The sequence below is a fragment of the Virgibacillus ihumii genome (assembly GCF_902726655.1).
Lineage (GTDB): Bacteria > Bacillota > Bacilli > Bacillales > Amphibacillaceae > Lentibacillus > Lentibacillus ihumii.
In genome coordinates this window covers 360,592-377,942 of the sequence record NZ_CACVAN010000001.1, presented here as the reverse complement: position 1 = coordinate 377,942, position 17,351 = coordinate 360,592, and the positions used below count along the sequence as shown (strand labels likewise).

General features: G+C 41.3%; 17 protein-coding genes. 4 read left to right on the top strand and 13 right to left on the bottom strand.

What is annotated here, in order from left to right; all coding sequences use genetic code 11:
• Positions 1–2: 2 nt before the first annotated feature.
• The 5 genes from HUX68_RS01840 to HUX68_RS01820 form a co-directional block, all read right to left on the bottom strand.
• Positions 3–995, bottom strand: coding sequence for an ABC transporter substrate-binding protein (locus HUX68_RS01840; RefSeq protein WP_174613050.1), 993 nt, complete (start codon positions 993–995; stop codon positions 3–5).
• A 159-nt stretch (positions 996–1,154) separates the two neighbouring features.
• Entirely contained in the window at positions 1,155–2,267 is a 1,113-nt protein-coding gene (locus HUX68_RS01835; protein ID WP_174613049.1) for a tetratricopeptide repeat protein, read from the bottom strand.
• Between the two features lie 117 nt (positions 2,268–2,384).
• Positions 2,385–3,209 carry a VanW family protein gene (locus tag HUX68_RS01830; protein WP_174613048.1) on the bottom strand — a complete coding sequence of 275 codons (825 nt, stop codon included), beginning with the start codon at positions 3,207–3,209 and terminating at the stop codon, positions 2,385–2,387.
• Between the two features lie 54 nt (positions 3,210–3,263).
• Entirely contained in the window at positions 3,264–3,515 is a 252-nt protein-coding gene (locus HUX68_RS01825; protein ID WP_174613047.1) for a hypothetical protein, read from the bottom strand.
• A gap of 727 nt (positions 3,516–4,242) precedes the next feature.
• The gene (locus HUX68_RS01820) at positions 4,243–5,451 is read right to left on the bottom strand and encodes an NAD(P)/FAD-dependent oxidoreductase (RefSeq protein ID WP_174613046.1); all 1,209 of its coding nucleotides are present in this window, start codon (positions 5,449–5,451) and stop codon (positions 4,243–4,245) included.
• Positions 5,452–5,604: 153 nt separating this feature from the next.
• Between HUX68_RS01820 and HUX68_RS01815 the strand changes: the two genes are divergently transcribed.
• Entirely contained in the window at positions 5,605–6,279 is a 675-nt protein-coding gene (locus HUX68_RS01815) for a DNA-3-methyladenine glycosylase family protein (protein WP_174613045.1), read from the top strand.
• A 62-nt stretch (positions 6,280–6,341) separates the two neighbouring features.
• Here the strand turns inward: HUX68_RS01815 and HUX68_RS01810 are convergent, their stop codons facing one another.
• The 4 genes from HUX68_RS01810 to HUX68_RS01795 all read right to left on the bottom strand — a co-directional run bounded on the left by HUX68_RS01810 (position 6,342) and on the right by HUX68_RS01795 (position 10,763).
• On the bottom strand, positions 6,342–7,070 hold the full coding sequence (locus HUX68_RS01810; RefSeq protein ID WP_174613044.1) for an SDR family oxidoreductase: 729 nt from the start codon (positions 7,068–7,070) through the stop codon (positions 6,342–6,344).
• Positions 7,071–7,139: 69 nt separating this feature from the next.
• Positions 7,140–8,210: a Ger(x)C family spore germination protein gene (locus HUX68_RS01805; protein WP_174613043.1), complete on the bottom strand. Its 1,071-nt coding sequence runs from the start codon at positions 8,208–8,210 to the stop codon at positions 7,140–7,142.
• Positions 8,200–9,288 (bottom strand): GerAB/ArcD/ProY family transporter, encoded by a 1,089-nt coding sequence (locus HUX68_RS01800; RefSeq protein WP_174613042.1) that lies wholly within the window; start codon positions 9,286–9,288, stop codon positions 8,200–8,202. The genes HUX68_RS01805 and HUX68_RS01800 overlap by 11 nt, the downstream gene beginning before the upstream one ends.
• 20 nt (positions 9,289–9,308) lie before the next feature.
• Positions 9,309–10,763 (bottom strand): spore germination protein, encoded by a 1,455-nt coding sequence (locus tag HUX68_RS01795; RefSeq protein ID WP_174613041.1) that lies wholly within the window; start codon positions 10,761–10,763, stop codon positions 9,309–9,311.
• Positions 10,764–11,126: 363 nt separating this feature from the next.
• On the opposite strand from HUX68_RS01795, the gene uraA reads away from it, so the two are divergent.
• Positions 11,127–12,407: a uracil permease gene (gene uraA, locus HUX68_RS01790; RefSeq protein ID WP_174613040.1), complete on the top strand. Its 1,281-nt coding sequence runs from the start codon at positions 11,127–11,129 to the stop codon at positions 12,405–12,407.
• Positions 12,408–12,719: 312 nt separating this feature from the next.
• Here the strand turns inward: uraA and HUX68_RS01785 are convergent, their stop codons facing one another.
• From HUX68_RS01785 to HUX68_RS01775, 3 genes are all read right to left on the bottom strand, one after another.
• Positions 12,720–13,643 carry a sulfotransferase domain-containing protein gene (locus HUX68_RS01785; RefSeq protein ID WP_174613039.1) on the bottom strand — a complete coding sequence of 308 codons (924 nt, stop codon included), beginning with the start codon at positions 13,641–13,643 and terminating at the stop codon, positions 12,720–12,722.
• 201 nt (positions 13,644–13,844) lie between these two features.
• On the bottom strand, positions 13,845–14,084 hold the full coding sequence (locus HUX68_RS01780) for a stage VI sporulation protein F (protein WP_174613038.1): 240 nt from the start codon (positions 14,082–14,084) through the stop codon (positions 13,845–13,847).
• A 110-nt stretch (positions 14,085–14,194) separates the two neighbouring features.
• Entirely contained in the window at positions 14,195–14,311 is a 117-nt protein-coding gene (locus HUX68_RS01775) for a YjcZ family sporulation protein (RefSeq protein ID WP_174613037.1), read from the bottom strand.
• Positions 14,312–14,853: 542 nt separating this feature from the next.
• Here HUX68_RS01775 and HUX68_RS01770 point away from each other — a divergent pair.
• Together HUX68_RS01770 and HUX68_RS01765 are read left to right on the top strand one after the other, a co-directional pair.
• Positions 14,854–14,949 (top strand): YjcZ family sporulation protein, encoded by a 96-nt coding sequence (locus HUX68_RS01770; RefSeq protein WP_174613036.1) that lies wholly within the window; start codon positions 14,854–14,856, stop codon positions 14,947–14,949.
• A gap of 35 nt (positions 14,950–14,984) precedes the next feature.
• Positions 14,985–15,149 (top strand): YjcZ family sporulation protein, encoded by a 165-nt coding sequence (locus tag HUX68_RS01765; protein ID WP_174613035.1) that lies wholly within the window; start codon positions 14,985–14,987, stop codon positions 15,147–15,149.
• A 421-nt stretch (positions 15,150–15,570) separates the two neighbouring features.
• On the opposite strand, the gene HUX68_RS01760 is transcribed toward HUX68_RS01765, so the two are convergent.
• Entirely contained in the window at positions 15,571–17,163 is a 1,593-nt protein-coding gene (locus tag HUX68_RS01760) for a long-chain-fatty-acid--CoA ligase (RefSeq protein ID WP_174613034.1), read from the bottom strand.
• Positions 17,164–17,351: the final 188 nt, after the last annotated feature.

Below are 17,351 nucleotides of genomic sequence, written 5' to 3'. Positions count from 1 at the left end.
AATCACTCTTCTACCATAGCATCAACTAATTGTTCCGCTAAAACTTTTGCTGATAAAACACCGCCAAATGTCCATGTATCACCAGGAAGTTTATGCGTATTACCATTTTTCACAAAGCTGAGGTTCTCCCATACCGGGTTCCCTTTCAACTGATTTTCAAAAATATTGTCATCGTTCTGCACAATATACAAGAATTGAAGATCTTTACCCTGGAAGGTTTGCAGTGCCTCCACTCCAGCTTGCGTATAACCGTATATTTCGGTTTTATCTGTTTCATACGCATTTTCAAAACCAAGTTTGCTCATAACCTGTGATACCATTGAATTTTTGGTGAAAATCCGGATAGTTGGCGTGTTTTGAGCAGTAAATGCCTGCGTCGCCACATATTTTTCACCCTTAAGACCTGCATCAGCGACACGCTGTTTCTGCTTATCAATAAACGCATTCATGTCAGCAATGGTTTGTTCCGCTTTGTCCTGTTTATCAACAATTTTGGCAAGTGTTTTGTATTCATCGATCATGTTTTGCAGTTGATTTTTGGACGCTTCCTTACTATATGGAGCAAATGTTACTACTGGTGCTATTTCCTTTAATTTATCCAAATACTGTTCATGCCGGAATTTTACCGCAATAATCAAATCCGGATTCAGACGGGAAATCGCCTCCAGATTCGGCTCCTGGCGTGTCCCGACATCTTTGACGCTTTCATCAAATTCCTTGTCGATATTAACCCATTGATGGAATCCGTCTAGGTCGGCAACACCCGCTGGCTGAATTCCCAATGCAAGCAGATTTTCCGCATAAGTCCACTCGAGAGCGACGATGTTTTCCGGTGTCCCTTCAATCGTCTGTTTACCCATTGCATCTTGAACCGTTATTGTACGCCCTTCTTCGTTTGTGTTTTTATCGTTACTTGCCTGATCTTCCCCACTGCCGCCACATGCCGCCAATAAGAATATCAGAAGAATAATTGCAAAAGCAGTCAGTTTCCTCATAAACCTCTCTCCCTTTGAATAGTTTGCCACAATCTCTGGAGTGCTAAGTGTACCAACCAATCTTCGAGTATGTAATTTCACCGGACACCCGCTTAATTGATAAAGATTATCAATATCAATTATAATACTACTGGCAAACCATCATACTGTCAAGGTAATTTAAGAATGAGAATTATTCATTTTCACAAATTTATCCTCGTAATATCGTTTTTTCTTCTCGTAATGATGCGCATTAAAAAAGGCAATTACGTCGGCAAGTGCATTCTCCAGAAGCTGACGATCTTTTGCTTTTTCCAGCCGCTCAATCGCTTTTTCATAATTGACCGCAGCCTGACTGATATTTTCGTCTCTCTTATGTTCGAGACAATATGCATATTGCATGTAAATCATGCCAATCTGGCGGTGGGAAACATAGTCAAGCTTGCTGTACATTTGGATGGCATGCTTGTAATATGGTACAGCATCAGTCAATTTTGACTCATTAAAATAATAGAAGGCCATATCGGTCAATGCCTCAGCATGTGCCAATGAGTTTTCCAGATTGGAACCCGGGAGCAGTTCCAGTGCTTCTTCCAGATATGGCAGTACTTTATCAGATTTTTCCATGTTCCCATATGTCTTCGCAATGCTGACAAGGCTTCTGATTTTCATGTCCGGATCATTATCACCAGCCATATCAATCACCTTATTTAAGTATTCGACTGACGCTTCTTCTTTGTTTTGCGCGGAAAAAAGCATCCCTATTTTAAAATGCAAATACGAAATCATATGACGATCCCGTTCATCCGCATCCTCAAAATAGTTGAGTCCCGTTTTGAAATACTTTATCGAACGTGTCAGTTTGTCCAGTTTTTCCTCAGTTTCGCCAAGGATAAGATAGCAACGGGCAATACGGATACGATCAATTTCTTTCCCGTCCAATTGTTTTACAGCAGCACTCATTATCCGGCGTGCCAGCTTATAATCACACATATACGCCAGTTCACCAAGCTGCATCAGCATGTCCAAATCGGGATCATCATCATACAGATCCCGTATAATTTCCGAAGCCCGCTTTGCTTCACCAATTTGCGTATGGCAGATTGCTTCAATCATTTTCAGGTTACCGGTCAACTCTGTATTCACTTCATCCATCTCATATATCCCGTATATTTTGGTGAGAGTGTTCGGATAGTGATTCTCCTTCAGTTCCTCCAGCAGTTCAATCAGTCGTTCCTTAAGTTCATCCGATACATCATCGGTAATAAGTTCCTCCAAGTTTAAAATGTCCATTAGTCAATCCCCTCCAAACTAAATTTTAACCAAATACCGGGATAAAATAAAGTAAGTGTTGAAGCGGTTATAACGGGAATACAATACATAGGAGTGTGATACCGATGATTATTTACTTCACTCTAACGCATCGGATGAATAAATGCTGACAAGCATCTTTCCGTTCCTGGCGAATGCCCTGATTAATAACGGTCGTTTATAGTTGTTTTTGAATTCGAAGTCCGGTCCATACCAGCTGACTGTCGCATCACGTCCGGGCGGTACATATGGTACACGTCGGCTGTGCGAGTACCGTTCCGTTATTTGAATACCTTTTAAATCGACTGCATTATACAATGTTGAGGAAACCTGACAAATTCCACCGCCGATATCTTCAGAGAGCTCTCCTTTGACAATAACCGGTGCACGTTTGTACCCTTTTTCTTTCGTACGTTTGCCGACGACTCTGTTAAAGGAAAAGGTCTCACCCGGGAAAACAACATGATTATTAATCGCTTCTGCCGCCAGGTCAATATTGTGGGAACGTTCTTTATTGGAAGGTTTAAAATACGTTACATAATCACCAATTTTCTGCTCTCTGATTTCCGCAATCAGCTCACTGTCAACTCTGGGATACACTTTCTCAACGGGCAATTCCGTTTTCATTTTTTTGCCTGTATAAAAATATTCGTGAAAAAGCTGGCGAAACGTATTCCGATCCAATCGCAGGCCGGGTTTTTCCGGAATTATTTCACCATCATCATTCAACTTGGCATTAACCGGATTTTTGTGGATTTTTTCATCCAGTACATCCATCTGTACCTTCAGCTTTGCATCATTAATAAACAATTCATCCACATAACTCAGTTTAAAATCTTCCCTGTCCAATTGTTCAACGGCATCCCCTTCACCATTGACCAGTGTCATGGATGCAAAAATAAAAGACAGGATAATGGTTTTCATCAACACCACCTCCTGTCTGTAGTATTCGAAAGTTATCGGAAAACATGTGAGTCTCTAGAAAATATAAAAGGCAAAAACAACCAGCGATAAAACAATCGTTACCGAATAGATCGCAACCTGAAGCGGCAAATTAGATTTCAGGGAAACCGTCTCATATTCGTGCGACCGTCTTAACTGATCCTCGACACTGTCTCCCGCTTCTTCATAGTGTTTCATTTTATTTTCTTCCTGTTTAAAAGCAAAAAGCGTTCCGACTAAAGCGGCAGTAAATAAAAGAACAAGCAGTATGATTAGTCCCATACCCATAGAAAGCCCTCCTTTATTACTTCCATCGTATCGCATATCTGCTGTGGGTACAGTGATAATAATCACATAAGGATATAGATTATTGTATCTGTCACTGACACAAAATCCATAAACTGCGACACAACTACTGGAATGTTTTTATATAATTACGTCCACTTTCTCGCCCTACCGTCCGGGATCGCTTCGGGCGGATGCTTTCCGCGGGCACGGCCTCAGCACCCTTGAGAAAACCGCTCTGCGGGGTCTTCGGACTCGTGCTGTTCCCGCAGGAGTCACCGCCCTCCGCTCACCCGGACTAGTGTAGTGGTATCATCCGATTTTCTATAACGATATCGAACCCAGCAAAGAGTCATAACGCAAAAATAGCGGAGGAAATACGCGGAGACTCCTGTGGGAGCAGAGGCCTAGATGAGACTCCGCAGCGCGGTAGCGCAAGGAGGCTCATCAGCCACCCACGGAAAGCGACGTGTATTTCCGCAGCGATGGTAAAACATCATACTATGTCGCAGTTTAGTTCAACTATGAAGTAAGGGAACAACCACATCTACAAAAAAGCCTGAATAAAAAGCCACCCTGCCGACTAAAGCAGGATGGCTGATTATTTTTTATCGAAAGTCTCTTGTTTCCTCCAGACAAGTTGTGGCAGCTCTATAGCCTGCCAGTGATGCAATTGCAAGCAAAAACATCAATAAAATTCCATTTTTCATAAAATGTCCCTCCTCATTAATTAAAGAAAGCGCAGTTTCCCTTTTTTAAGTACGAGTTTCGTTCCACCAAGCAAGAACAGTGAACGGTTATCAATGACTTTCTTCATAGCAGAAGCCTGTTTTCCGTACAGCAGATGATCATCAAATACTGTTCCCATCGCATCCTTGGAACCGAGAGAGGCAACCGTACCTTTATTATCAAACACAAATTCTTCCAACGGTCCGTTATGGAGCAATGCTTTCAAGTTGGATGAACATGTATCAGCGTGCTGAATGGCAGCTTGTGCTGTAGGCGGGAATGGACGCCCTTCTTCTTTGTTCATGACCCATGCACAGTCCCCGATAATAAAGATGTTTTCTTCACCAGGTGCGCGCAGGTCTGAATCAACCGTCACTTTACCTTTTGTAATTTCAAATCCGGATTTGCTCAGTACCGAGTTTCCTGTTACACCGCCTGTCCAGACAATTGTACCTGCTTTAATTTCTTCGCCTTCGTCACCAATGACAAAGCTGCTTTTCTTACACTCAGAGATTTTTGCACCTTCTCTAATTTCGACACCGCGATCCTGCAATGATTTTTTGGCATAAGCCACCAAATCTTCATTGAAGCCTGGAAGAATGCGGGGAGCAGCTTCCACGTTGACAATACGCGCTTTACTCCGGTCAATATCATACTTTTTACAAAGCTCAGGAACTTTTTCAGCAAGTTCGCCAACAAACTCAATACCAGTGAATCCGCCACCGCCGACAAGAATTGTCAGATCGTCATCATTCTTCTTGGCAGAAGTGCTGTATTTGGCAAATTGATATTCAATGTGTTCACGGATCATGCGGCTGGAATTGATATCTGTAATGGAAAATGCGTTTTTTTCCATTCCTTTAATACCAAATGTATTGGTTTCAAATCCGAGTGAAATTACAAGGTAGTCATATGTAATGTCACTATTTTTCAATACAACACGATTCTCGTCTTTTTTTACATCAACAACCTCATCATAAATAAGGTTGACACGATTAGGATTAACAACGTCACTAATCATCGTACGGGCCTGGTTCTGGTTGCGTGTGCCTGCAGCAACTTCATGAAGCCAAGTTGTTTCATAGTGGTAATTATGCTTGTTTACCAGTACAATTTCCGCTTCTTCCGGTCCGAGTTTCTGTGTAAGACGTCTTGTTGTCATCAATCCAGCGTAACCAGCGCCCAAAACGACTATTTTTGGTTTAGCCATAAAACATCCACCTTCCTCAAATGCAATTATTCATATATAATGCAAGTATTCTATATCATCCTTATAATATCAAAGTTTCTTGCAATAGGCTAACATTCTTCATCATACGGCTTATTTTTTGAAAATACGCCAAAATCATACAAGAGGTGAACAATGAATACATTAATCGTTAAGCAGAATGATTCCGATACAGCGGAATTGTGCAAAGCTGATAAGCAAATGGAAAAACTAATCCAGGCAATTGGAAATGTGGAAACTAATATGCGGTCTGACTTTTTCAAATCACTTGTACGGTCCATGATTGGCCAGCAGATTTCTGTTCATGCTGCCCAGGCGATTTTCACTAGGCTGGAAACATTGCTGAACAATAATTTCACAGCGGATTCCATGTTGAACGCACCTGATGAAAACCTCCGTGAAATTGGATTGTCTTCCCGGAAAGTTATTTACCTCCGTGACCTGGCTGAAAAGGTAAAGAATCAGGAAGTGAATCTTGACACATTGTCTGAACTCGATAATCATGAAGTTATCAGGCAGTTGACAAGTATAAAAGGAATAGGTAAATGGACCGCCGAGATGTTTTTAATTTTTTCATTGGGACGAATGAATGTGCTCGCAGTTGATGACATCGGTATTCAGCGCGGGGCGAAATGGCTGTATGGCGTTGCCAAATCGGAACGCCGCAATATATTGCTTGAAAAAGAACCAGTTTGGAATCCGTACCTGACAAGAGCATCCCTCTATTTATGGGAAGTCGTGCATTTGGATTTTGAAAAGAAATATGCCAACGTTGATGAGGCGTTGGAGGCAGAAAATAAGGAATGCTGAGATTCACACATCAGCATTCCTTTTTGCAGTTAATTTGAAGAATGTATATTACTTCCGTAACGTCACACCGGCCGGACGGTTATCTCATTTACATTCACATAATCAGGCTGTGTCACTGCATATACAACAGACCGGGCAATATCTTCTGACTTGAGCTTTCTGTTGCTTTCCTTCACTTTATTGATTAACTCTTCATCGGTGCCCCTTGAAGCAAGATCCGTATCAACCGCTCCAGGGGAAATATTTGTTACCCTGACTCCGGTTCTGGCCAGCTCTTTCTCGAGCCCCATCGACAAGGCCCGGACAGCAAATTTTGTCGCGCTATAAACTGAATTAACCTTGGAAACTTCATGTCCTGCAACAGATGAAACATTGACAAGATGACCGGTTTTCCGCTCCAGCATTTTCGGCAGAACCGAATTAATGCCATACAATACGCCTTTAATATTTACATCAATCATTTGATCCCACTCGTCAACATGTCCTTTTTGAACCATCGACAGAAGCATCAGACCAGCATTGTTCACATAAACATCAATCTCGCCAAAGGTGTTAACCGCTTTTTCAGCAAGCAAATCCACCTCATCCTTGTTTGTTACATCCGTTTCAACTGCTATTGCTTTGCCGGATTCTTTTTGATTAATTGAACCGACAAGATCATCGAGCTTGTTTTTACGGCGGGCAGCCAGTACAACGTTCGCACCCTCCGCTGCCAGATGTATTGCAATTTCTGCGCCGATTCCACTGCTCGCTCCGGTAACTACTGCTGTCTTCCCCGTTAATTTTGCCATGTTTTATCCTCCTCTTCTTCCGTCAGTTTATCAAATTCCCGCTTATTGGTTGAATGAAACAAATCGGGATTACCTGCGTGTTCCGAATTCCGACAGCGTAAATATAGTATCCACATCAATATCCAATGTTGGATAAGTCTCTTCAAACTTTTTCTTATTATACCCTCGAAATCTGCTTTTAACGACTTCCTCGATTCCAAGCGGATCTACTTTCTTTTCCTGCAAATCATTAATCAATTCCAATGATTTTTGCGTGATATCCTTCTCAAACGTTTTTTTGATTTCTTTTTTCTTTTTTAATCCACCTCTTCCCGTGAATTCCCTGACTACCGCGTCAATCTTCAAGGTGAAATTTACTTTCAAATTGCCATTCTTTTTGGTAACCTTTACTTCCCGGGAGGAATCGATATTCTGGATGGAAGCATTATATTTTTCCGTTTCTAAAAAATACTGGCCGTCTTGCATTTTTTCATGCAGCATTTTAAATAACATGACTTCCTCCGGGGGAAGCTTATCTACATATTTATCGTCATCAAAAATGGCCAGACCAGTTATTTTCGGCACTCCATTCACGAGTTTCATCGTCGGTAGATACGGGTCTGTGACTTTACTGGCGATCTCCGAACTGAATTGCTTTAAGTTGATAATTGGCAAGTTACCGTTTCGAATATTATGTTCGATTAGATCAGACAAATAAACCCCGGCACCCTTCCTTGCTTTAATCGAACTAAGCATCTCCTTGGCAGACCCTTCAACGATTGCAAGATGTAATTGTGTTCCAATACTCGGGTCGCGAATTAAATAATCGATATATTCACTCAGACCTTTTGTGGCGAGTTCCTTATTAAACAGCACCACTTCCAGTTTCCCATTCAACAGTGACTCGGATGCCTGGCGGTTTAACTTGCTCCTGTTTTCATAAATCATGGATGCTGTATCTGAATATATTAAATCAACCAATTGTCCCTCTTTTAAAAAGGTGGGGGTAACAACCGTTCCTCGAATTGTTTCCTCATCCACATAATCATAGCCGGCGACCGTCACCATTAAAATCTGATCAATAACCTGTTTCGGCATTTTGAAATTAATAACTAGGCTGACTGCTACAAACAACAAAATAACGGCATATTTACGACGCATTTTTACTCACCTTTCTGCGAATCCAATGCAGCAGAAACAGGATTGGAATATAGATAAACAGAAAATAGCTTCCTGCCTTTCCGGTTAAATTATTTAAAGCCCCCACCTCAGCCCTGTCATCAAAAAACAGACAGGCAATAAAAATAACCGCAAGTAGAACATAGGTGATTTTTTGTTGTGAAATGTGAAACTGTCTTGACAGCGTACGCCCGCATGCCCATGTATATAACGCAATATTAGGTAAAATAGAAAAGAACAATGTTGCAATGCCAAAGTATTCAAATCGGGCCAAAATAGGTAGTTCCACAATCTTCCATAAACCTAAAGTGGCCCAGATTATTTCTTTCAATTCGGCTTGATTATAATAAACGAATGACACAAAACAGATGAATGTATATAGAAGCGTCGTATACAAATTGCCATAATGGGCAAATTTTTGCGAATGCCGAGCCTTCTGGATAAATGGATAGAAGACCAGTAGTGTTGCAAAGCCCATAAAATTTAAAATTGCCAGCGAACTGGACTGGATAATTTCAATAATCGAATGGTCAAAAAACGGCATAATGTTGGACATACGGGAATATTGCAATGGAAAAAACATCGTCAAAGTCAAAAACGAAGGATAAACAACTCCGAAAAAACTGACCCCGACCACAATTCTGAATTCGCCCGAAATAATGTAGTAAATCAACGGGAGCAGAAATAATAACACCGCCCAGACACTCAAATGCGGGAACATCCACACCTGGATAATTTCCAGGTATGTGCGTGTAACAACAACTGCCATCGTCAATAAATAAGCAGCGAAAAGAGTAGTAACAGCTGTCCCGATCCATTTGCCCAGGGCAAATGAATGAATGGAAACGATATCCCCTTGTTCATCATGATTCAACATCGCATACATCAGCATTATTATAAAACTGATGCCAGCACCAGCGATGGGAAGCGACATCCAGGCATCATGACCCGCATATTTAATGATATAACTTTGAAAACCCAGCACCCCTACCCCAACCTGTGATGCTGTAATAAGAATAAACACCATTAGTGACGAAACTGTGTCTTTGGCTTTTATCATAACTTATCCCTCTATTAGTATTACTCTTTTTTTGACGGACGATTGATTTTAGTCGGGCGGACTGCGAATGGACGTTTATTTTGCTTATCAAATGGCAAACGGATAAACGCATCCTTCAAATCCTTATACCGGAATGGAAAAATCGGCTCAAGGAAAGGTCTTCCCAATGAAGTTAGCTTTAACAAATGAACCATTATATACGCAATAGCAACGGCAATACCAAACATCCCATATACATGTGCAACAAGAAGCAGTGGAAATCGAATCAACCGAATGGTGTTGCCCATTTGGTATACCGGTGTTGTAAAGGAACCAAGTGCGGCCAGTGCCACCAGAATTAACAAGACATTGCTTGTCATCCCTGCTTCAACTGCCGCAGTCCCGATTACAATACCGCCAACAATACCAATGGTCTGCCCGATTTTAGTCGGCAGACGTGCACCCGCTTCCCTTAACAGTTCAATTGTCAGTTCCAGTAAAACTGCTTCAATCACAGGTTGGAACGGAACCATTGTTCGTGAACTGATCAGCGGTCCCAATAATGCCTTTGGGATAACCTCAAAATGATGTGTCAGCACCGCTACATACAATGGTGTAACCAGAATTGAGAAAAAAACCGCAAACAACCGAATCATGCGGAATGATGATGCCAGCGTCCAGTTTAGAAAATAATCTTCGAACGCGGAGAAAAACTCCACCAGAGTCGTTGGTCCGATTAATACATGCGGGGAACCATCCACAAAGATGGCCACCTTGCCCTCGACTAGAACTGCAGCAATCCTGTCAGGACGCTCCGTATCAAGCAATTGCGGGAAAGGTGAATTTTTGTTATCCGCAATCATTTGATGAATATACGAGCTGTCAATCACCTGATCAATATTAAGGTCACTAATGCGCTGAATGGCAGTATTCACATTTTCTTCATCAGCAATCCCTTTGATGGAAACGACAGCCACTTTGGTATTTGTAACTGTTCCGACAGATAGGGTCTGAACATCCAACTCCGGAATCGTCAGCCTTTTTTTTACCAGATTTAAGTTCGTATCGATGTTTTCAATAAATGCCTCTTTTGGACCGACAACACTAAATTCCACTTCCGGACTACTAATTTGTCTGGATTTTTTCAGCTGAATGGGAACAAGCATAAATTGGTCCGATCCGTCTTCCGGATAAAGAACCAAGTTACCCTGGATCAATTTCTCTTTCAATTTAGTGACATCATCGGATATAAGTGTTTGCGTTACTGGTATAATCTGATCTATTTCTTCCAGGGTTTCAAATTCACCCTGCTGCAAATATGGCATCACAAATTTTTCAAGTTTCTCCATATCAATGGAAGTTTTTAAATATCCCATCGTTACGGGAAATTCATTTTGTTCAAATGAATACTCCACAAAATCATCATTCTGTCTGAATTCCTCTAACACTTTCTTTAATTCACGAAATTTTTTTCGTTCTTCACGCTTCTTTTTCATGAATACATCCTCTTTACTTATCAAGTTATAAAATTAGTATGAGGGTATAATCAAATTATATTCACGTCAGATGAACGGCCTTCACTGCAAGACCGATTCAGATCTGATCCGGCGAAAAACATTGACATCGGAACTGGAAATTGTCATAATAATAAAGATAAAATTAATACGGTTACCTTTAATTCAGTCCCGTGAGACTGGCAAGGTGGTAACAGAATAAAGAATGACTGTACAAAATTTTGCTGCAGTGCAGTTTCTGTGTGATTTTTCCAAACACCTTGCCTATGAATGGGCAAGGTGTTTTTTTAGCAGGTATTTTCTAAATATTTGGCACCGAATAAATATTGAAAAGGAGCATCCATCATGAATCAAAATGAAATTCAAGTCGATGAACGATTGCCGTTTTTACAAAGTCTTCCCCTCGGTCTGCAGCACCTGTTTGCCATGTTTGGTTCAACAGTGCTCGTCCCTTTGCTGTTTGGTGTTGATCCGGCAACAATTCTGTTTATGAACGGTATCGGGACTTTACTGTATATTTTTATTACAAAAGGGAAAATCCCTGCTTATCTGGGATCCAGTTTTGCATTCATTTCCCCCGTCTTCGTTGTACTGGGACAATATGCGGGCGGCCGAGGCTATAGTTATGTTTTAGGAGGATTTCTGGCTGTCGGGGTTATTTTATGTCTTGTCGCATTAATCATTAAAGTGGCAGGTACAGGGTGGATCGATGTTATTTTTCCACCGGCTGCAATGGGAGCGATTGTGGCGGTCATCGGGTTCGAACTTGTACCTACAGCAACCGAAATGGCCGGCTGGATCGCACCGGCTGACGCGGATGGTTCCTGGACTATGGATCCTGAAACAGCACTCGTCTCCTTCCTAACACTAGCGATTACTATTATTTGCTGGGTGACATTGCGCGGCTTTTTGAAAATCATCCCAATTCTAATCGGAATTATCTTTGGATATGTGATTGCATTTATGTTCGGCATTGTCGATTTTTCAAAAGTGCAGGAAGCTGCCTGGATTGCCATGCCGACCTACTACCAGATGAAAATTGACTGGTCAGCTATCATGGTCATTATCCCAGCGGCGCTTGTCATCATACCGGAACATATCGGGCACTTATTCGTAACTGGCAATATTGTCAAAAAAGACCTGACCAAAGATCCCGGGCTGGACCGTTCATTAATGGGGAATGGTATTTCCACCATAATTTCAAGCTTTTTTGGGTCAACCCCTAACACAACTTATGGAGAAAATATTGGCGTACTGGCAATCACCAAGGTATATTCAACCTGGATTATCGGGATGGCCGCCGTGATTGCAATCGTGCTGTCATTTTGCGGGAAGCTTGCAGCACTCATCTCATCCATCCCAACACCGGTCATGGGCGGCATTTCCTTGTTATTATTCGGGATTATCGCAGCCAGTGGTATCCGGATGCTTGTCGAATCACAGGTTGATTATAATAAATCACAAAACCTGATTCTGACCTGTGTCGTTCTTGTGATCGGCATTAGTGGCGCAACTATTCAACTGGGGTCGGTTGCCTTGACCGGCATGGGCCTGGCAACAATTGTGGCCATCATTCTCAGCCTGTTTTTTAAAGTGCTGGATCTGCTGAAGTTGTCAAACGAGTAACCAATACGAACAAATCCTGATAGAAATGGGAGAGTTCCTGATTGAAGTGCGAAAGTTGCTGATAGAACCTCAAAAATTCCTGATAGAACGTGAAAAGTTGCTGATTGAAGTGCAATAATTCCTGATAGAAAACCAAAAAGGAGTTCCCCAAACTGAGGGACTCCTTTTTACTGTTCAGCAAGTATTTCAACCAATCTATCCTCAATTTTCGGTCCTTTCTCTTCATCCAGCAGATTGTTCAACATGTATCGAAGTCAGCTGGCAATAAGGCAGGGTCCCATTTCAACATGTCCAAGTGCAACCTTGTATCAGCTATTTGTTCAAATACGAATCCGGCAAATCAAGTTGATATTTTTCGGCGAGCTTCCTGTTCTCTTCCGCAAACCGCTCCTGTATTGTTTGCTGCAATGAATCGGGGAGTTCGTATTTTTTATAATGCAGGGAAAAACTTAATTTGTTTTGTAAAAATAAACGTGGCGATAATTTACCTAGTTTTGGAATTCGCACAGCTGGAATAGTCCCTTCTTTATGTAACGCTGATTTAAAATAGCGGTTCAATCGTCTGGCAATTTTCACCTGTAATAGCCCATAACTTTTATTTGATTTTCGCACACCAGTCGACTGATTGTAGGCTGGAATTTTATCTTCCCCCATAAAGTTCAACAGCTTCAGCATTTCCTTATTTGCATCCTGTTTAAAATGCTCGTACATCATGATATAAAGGCTGTCATTCCCGAATGTTTTTTCGATTAATGACAGATAGCGATTAAATTCAAAGTTTTGGATCGAACCGTTATTTTCACAGTACTTCAGATAGTTCTCCGCTGTTAGAACCCCTCCCTGATGTATATATTGGACATAAAGTGAACTGAACAAATCCGCCTGTTCCCGAATTCCGATGATGATTCTGACATCAAATTTCTCCGGCGGAAATACACGGCGCAAATCCCGTAATATCCCACGCTGCTTCTTTGTTTTCTTTGCTGCGAACGGACTTCCGGACAAACCTTCATACGAAATAAGCAGTGGTTGGCCGTTATCAAAACTGAGAAAATGCCGCCTGATCTTTGCAATATGCTCATCCGATATTTTTCTTCTCAACCGAAGCACCCGTAAATCAGGTTTTATGTCTTTTTGCTTGATATAATTGACCTTTTGCATCCCCGGAAATATGTATTGCTGTAAAAATGTCGTTGCTGTTTTATGATAGCCCAAGTGTAAAAATATCTTCTGCATACAGTATAACTCCTTTATATTTCTGAAACAGTCATATAGATAGTTTATATTTTAACATATAAAAACCTAAGCTTTCCCGTAATAATACAAGCAGGCTATGACAAAAGTGTATTATCAAAAGAAAAAAGAATTAACTTAATTGGCGGAATTCAACCGCTCCGGAAATAAAAAACCCGCCTCATATGGGCAGGTTTTATAACGCTACAGCATTTTGGAGATAGTCGATGAATCAATCTTCTTTTTGCCTTTTAATGCATTTACAATCATATCTTCTGTTTGTTTGGATACTCGCTTGTTTGCCATTCTTGAAACTTGTTTTATAATTCTGCGGATATTCTTTTCATCAGACAAATCCTTGCCATTCAGGGATTGAGCAAGTTTCATAATCTCATTGCTGTTTACACCGGTCTTCTTCTCAACTTTTTTCAGCATATCACTCATTCGGCTTATCACCCCTTTCATTGATTCACGCAACTGTAAAAAGGAGGTATTCGTCAATGTTGAAAGGATTCCTTTGCATGATTCCTTTCCATGCAAAGGAACGGTTATTTTTAGTAGCCGCCGAATCCGCCGAAGCCACCGCCATTTACATAAGCGGAACCTACAATAATCAGCAGAATAAACAGAACGACAATCAATGCGAAGTTATTGCCTCCACCATAACTCATGAATTATCACCTCCTTCGGTATGTACTACATCGTATGTCTTGTTACGCCCTATCTGATAGTACATCTGTCCATATCCTCAAAATAAAGGCGAATAGCCCAATATGTACGGAGCGTACAGACCTTCTGAATTCATAAAAAGGGCTCCCCGCTCCAACCAAAGGAGGTACAATTTTGTACATACGAAGGTTCGATCAATAAGAAGCTTTCCAGCTTACTTTGATTTTAGAAAATTTGGTTGTCACCAAGCCTTTGAGTGACAGCCATAGTTGCACTTATGCAGTAATAAAGGATTTTATATTTTCTTACCTGCCAAAAAAATCTTTCTGAAAAGACCCTTTTTCACAAGAGTGAAATTGAATGAATACTGCAATATATGCCCGCTGGAATGGTTTGCGCGGGCGAAAAACATGTCTGAGATGAAATAAAGGTGTTTACCCTGATAAATCCATCCCGCCCAAAATACTGGTAAATTAGGGGAATACCCATATCAATAGTTGTTTATCTACATACAGTAAAGTAAACGATTGGAGGTGTCGTAATAATGAGTGAATCATATGGCCATGGTGGCGGATTTTATTTAATCGTGGTTCTGTTTATCCTGCTGATCATTGTCGGTGCAGCATATGTCGGTTGGTAAAACAGTGTTGATTTTTTATTAAGGGAGTGTTTTAAATGGAATTCGGACCTAAATATGGCGCCCATTATGGAGGATATAACGGAGGAAACGTGGCCGGTGCCGGATACAACAATAGTTACGGCCACGGATGTGGCAACGGATTTACGTTAATTGTCGTATTATTTATTCTCCTTATCATAGTCGGTGCAACATGGTGCTAGTACCATACCGTAATAAATCAGCCTTACTTTATTAAATAAGGTTGTTGAATTATCACACTGAAGTGATCTTTCAACAACCTGTTTCCTTTTAACGTCAAACAGTATAAAGTAAGGTTGATCTTATACAAAAAACTTCAGCACTCGCTGCAAGAACAGGCGAATGCCAAGTTTTCCAATAATGAGAGTGGCCGGATATCAAAAATATCCGGCCACTTATCTGTTTAATCATTGTACTGCTTTAATCCGCTTAAAATGTCCCGGGTGTGTTCGCCATGTTTTTGTGCATAGAATTGAATCCTTCCCAGAGTTTTCGATAATTTTTGGGAATCCCAATCTGCCGCATGTCCTCCCGTTCCTGGTGAACAGCCTGCACAATCATCTCTCTGGCGATCACCTGTGGATTGCGGGCCATCTCATCTGATCAGTTAACTTTTTTCGGTCCATCCCAGTTCATTTCCCGCAACCGGAATTTTTGCAGTTTTCCCGTTGCAGTTTTAGGAAGTGCATCTACAAATTCAACTGCTTTCGGTGCTTTAAAATGCGCCATATTATCGCGGCAAAACGCAATAATTTCATCTTCTGTTACTTCAGCCTCGGGATATCTGACGATAATTGCTTTTGGCACTTCGCCCCATTTTTCATCCGGAATGGAAATAACAGCAGTCTCCATGACAGAGGAATGTTTATACAACACTCCTTCCACCTCAGTCGATGAAATATTTTCACCACCGGAAATAATCATATCTTTGGCGCGGTCACGAATTTCAATATAGCCGTCCGGATAGGTCACTGCCAAGTCGCCGGTATAGAACCAGCCATCTTTAATTGCTGCAGCTGTCTTTTCCGGATCTTTGTAATAACCTTCCATTACTACATTCCCGCGGGTTACAATCTCACCGATATCCTCACCATTCCAGGCTGCTTCTTCACCATCGGGAAGAACAACTTTGGTCTCGCCATTGAATGCAAGCTCAATCCCCTGTCTCGCTTTAATGGTTGCCTGTTCATCCGCCGTTTTCGAGTCAAATTCCTTCTTCCATTCACAATAAAGAATGAATGGTGACGTTTCCGTAAGTCCGTAGACATGAATCATATTTAAGCCCAGTATTTCCTGCGCTTTACCGATAAGGGCCGCTGCAGGAGGGGCACCAGCCGTGGCCATACGCGGTTTTGTCTGAATGTCCACTTCCTTCACTTTTGGTTCATTAATCAGCATATTGACAACGGTTGGCGCACCACATAGCAAGGAAATATTTTGCTTATCGAACAACTCCAATATATAAGGAGGATCCACTTTTCTGAGACAGACATGGGTACCTCCAGTTGCTGTGATTGCCCAGACTCCACCCCAGCCGTTCGCATGAAACATTGGCAGTGTGTGCAAATAGACATCATCATGGCTGACATCAAGATGGTACATGAAATTAGCTGCATTAAGATAATTTGCGCGATGGGTCAACATAACACCTTTTGGCTTTGATGTCGTTCCACTTGTATAGTTCAGTGTCATCAGCTGATTCTCGTCGATTTCAACATCCGGTAGTTCAAAGTTTGCCGGAGCATGATCGAGAAACGCTTCATAGTCAATACTCTCTAATGACGAATCATATCCCGGAACAGACACAACGACAATTTGCTCTAATGAAAGATTTTCTGCAACCTCTTCAATCGGCCCGGAAAACTCCGCATCCACAATAAGCATCTTCGCGTCACTGTGATTAATAATGTACTCGAGATCATCCGCACGCAACCGGTAATTTAATGGAACCATCGCAGCACCGAGCTGACAGATTCCATAAAAACATTCGAGCATATAATGTGTATTTGGAAGCATCACCGCAACATGATCCCCTTCCTGTACACCAGCGTTATGTAATGCTGCTGATAATCTGTCAGTCCGTTCGCCAAATTCTTTGTAAGTGAACTCCTTCTCCTCATCAATGACCGCTGTTTTTTGCGGGTAATATTTAACCGCTCTACGTTTCCAATCCAATGGTGTCAATGGAGAAAACATGATTACCATCCCCTTTTTGTAAACTCGAATTTAATAGCGCTTACATCAATGATAGAATACGGAATCTCTTCTGGCAAGAAGAAGGAACTAAATCTTTAAAATTGTTTAATAATTGGATTAGCTATGTAACGAATTTAATAAAAGTAATACTTAGGATAAATCTACACACACTATTTTTGAGGTGGTAA

Coding starts and splice junctions, on each gene's coding strand:
- HUX68_RS01840 (WP_174613050.1), bottom strand. CDS start 995: ATGAGGAAACTGACTGCTTTTGCAATTATTCTTCTGATATTCTTATTG.
- HUX68_RS01835 (WP_174613049.1), bottom strand. CDS start 2,267: ATGGACATTTTAAACTTGGAGGAACTTATTACCGATGATGTATCGGAT.
- HUX68_RS01830 (WP_174613048.1), bottom strand. CDS start 3,209: ATGAAAACCATTATCCTGTCTTTTATTTTTGCATCCATGACACTGGTC.
- HUX68_RS01825 (WP_174613047.1), bottom strand. CDS start 3,515: ATGGGTATGGGACTAATCATACTGCTTGTTCTTTTATTTACTGCCGCT.
- HUX68_RS01820 (WP_174613046.1), bottom strand. CDS start 5,451: ATGGCTAAACCAAAAATAGTCGTTTTGGGCGCTGGTTACGCTGGATTG.
- HUX68_RS01815 (WP_174613045.1), top strand. CDS start 5,605: ATGAATACATTAATCGTTAAGCAGAATGATTCCGATACAGCGGAATTG.
- HUX68_RS01810 (WP_174613044.1), bottom strand. CDS start 7,070: ATGGCAAAATTAACGGGGAAGACAGCAGTAGTTACCGGAGCGAGCAGT.
- HUX68_RS01805 (WP_174613043.1), bottom strand. CDS start 8,210: ATGCGTCGTAAATATGCCGTTATTTTGTTGTTTGTAGCAGTCAGCCTA.
- HUX68_RS01800 (WP_174613042.1), bottom strand. CDS start 9,288: ATGATAAAAGCCAAAGACACAGTTTCGTCACTAATGGTGTTTATTCTT.
- HUX68_RS01795 (WP_174613041.1), bottom strand. CDS start 10,763: ATGAAAAAGAAGCGTGAAGAACGAAAAAAATTTCGTGAATTAAAGAAA.
- uraA (WP_174613040.1), top strand. CDS start 11,127: ATGAATCAAAATGAAATTCAAGTCGATGAACGATTGCCGTTTTTACAA.
- HUX68_RS01785 (WP_174613039.1), bottom strand. CDS start 13,643: ATGCAGAAGATATTTTTACACTTGGGCTATCATAAAACAGCAACGACA.
- HUX68_RS01780 (WP_174613038.1), bottom strand. CDS start 14,084: ATGAGTGATATGCTGAAAAAAGTTGAGAAGAAGACCGGTGTAAACAGC.
- HUX68_RS01775 (WP_174613037.1), bottom strand. CDS start 14,311: ATGAGTTATGGTGGAGGCAATAACTTCGCATTGATTGTCGTTCTGTTT.
- HUX68_RS01770 (WP_174613036.1), top strand. CDS start 14,854: ATGAGTGAATCATATGGCCATGGTGGCGGATTTTATTTAATCGTGGTT.
- HUX68_RS01765 (WP_174613035.1), top strand. CDS start 14,985: ATGGAATTCGGACCTAAATATGGCGCCCATTATGGAGGATATAACGGA.
- HUX68_RS01760 (WP_174613034.1), bottom strand. CDS start 17,163: ATGTTTTCTCCATTGACACCATTGGATTGGAAACGTAGAGCGGTTAAA.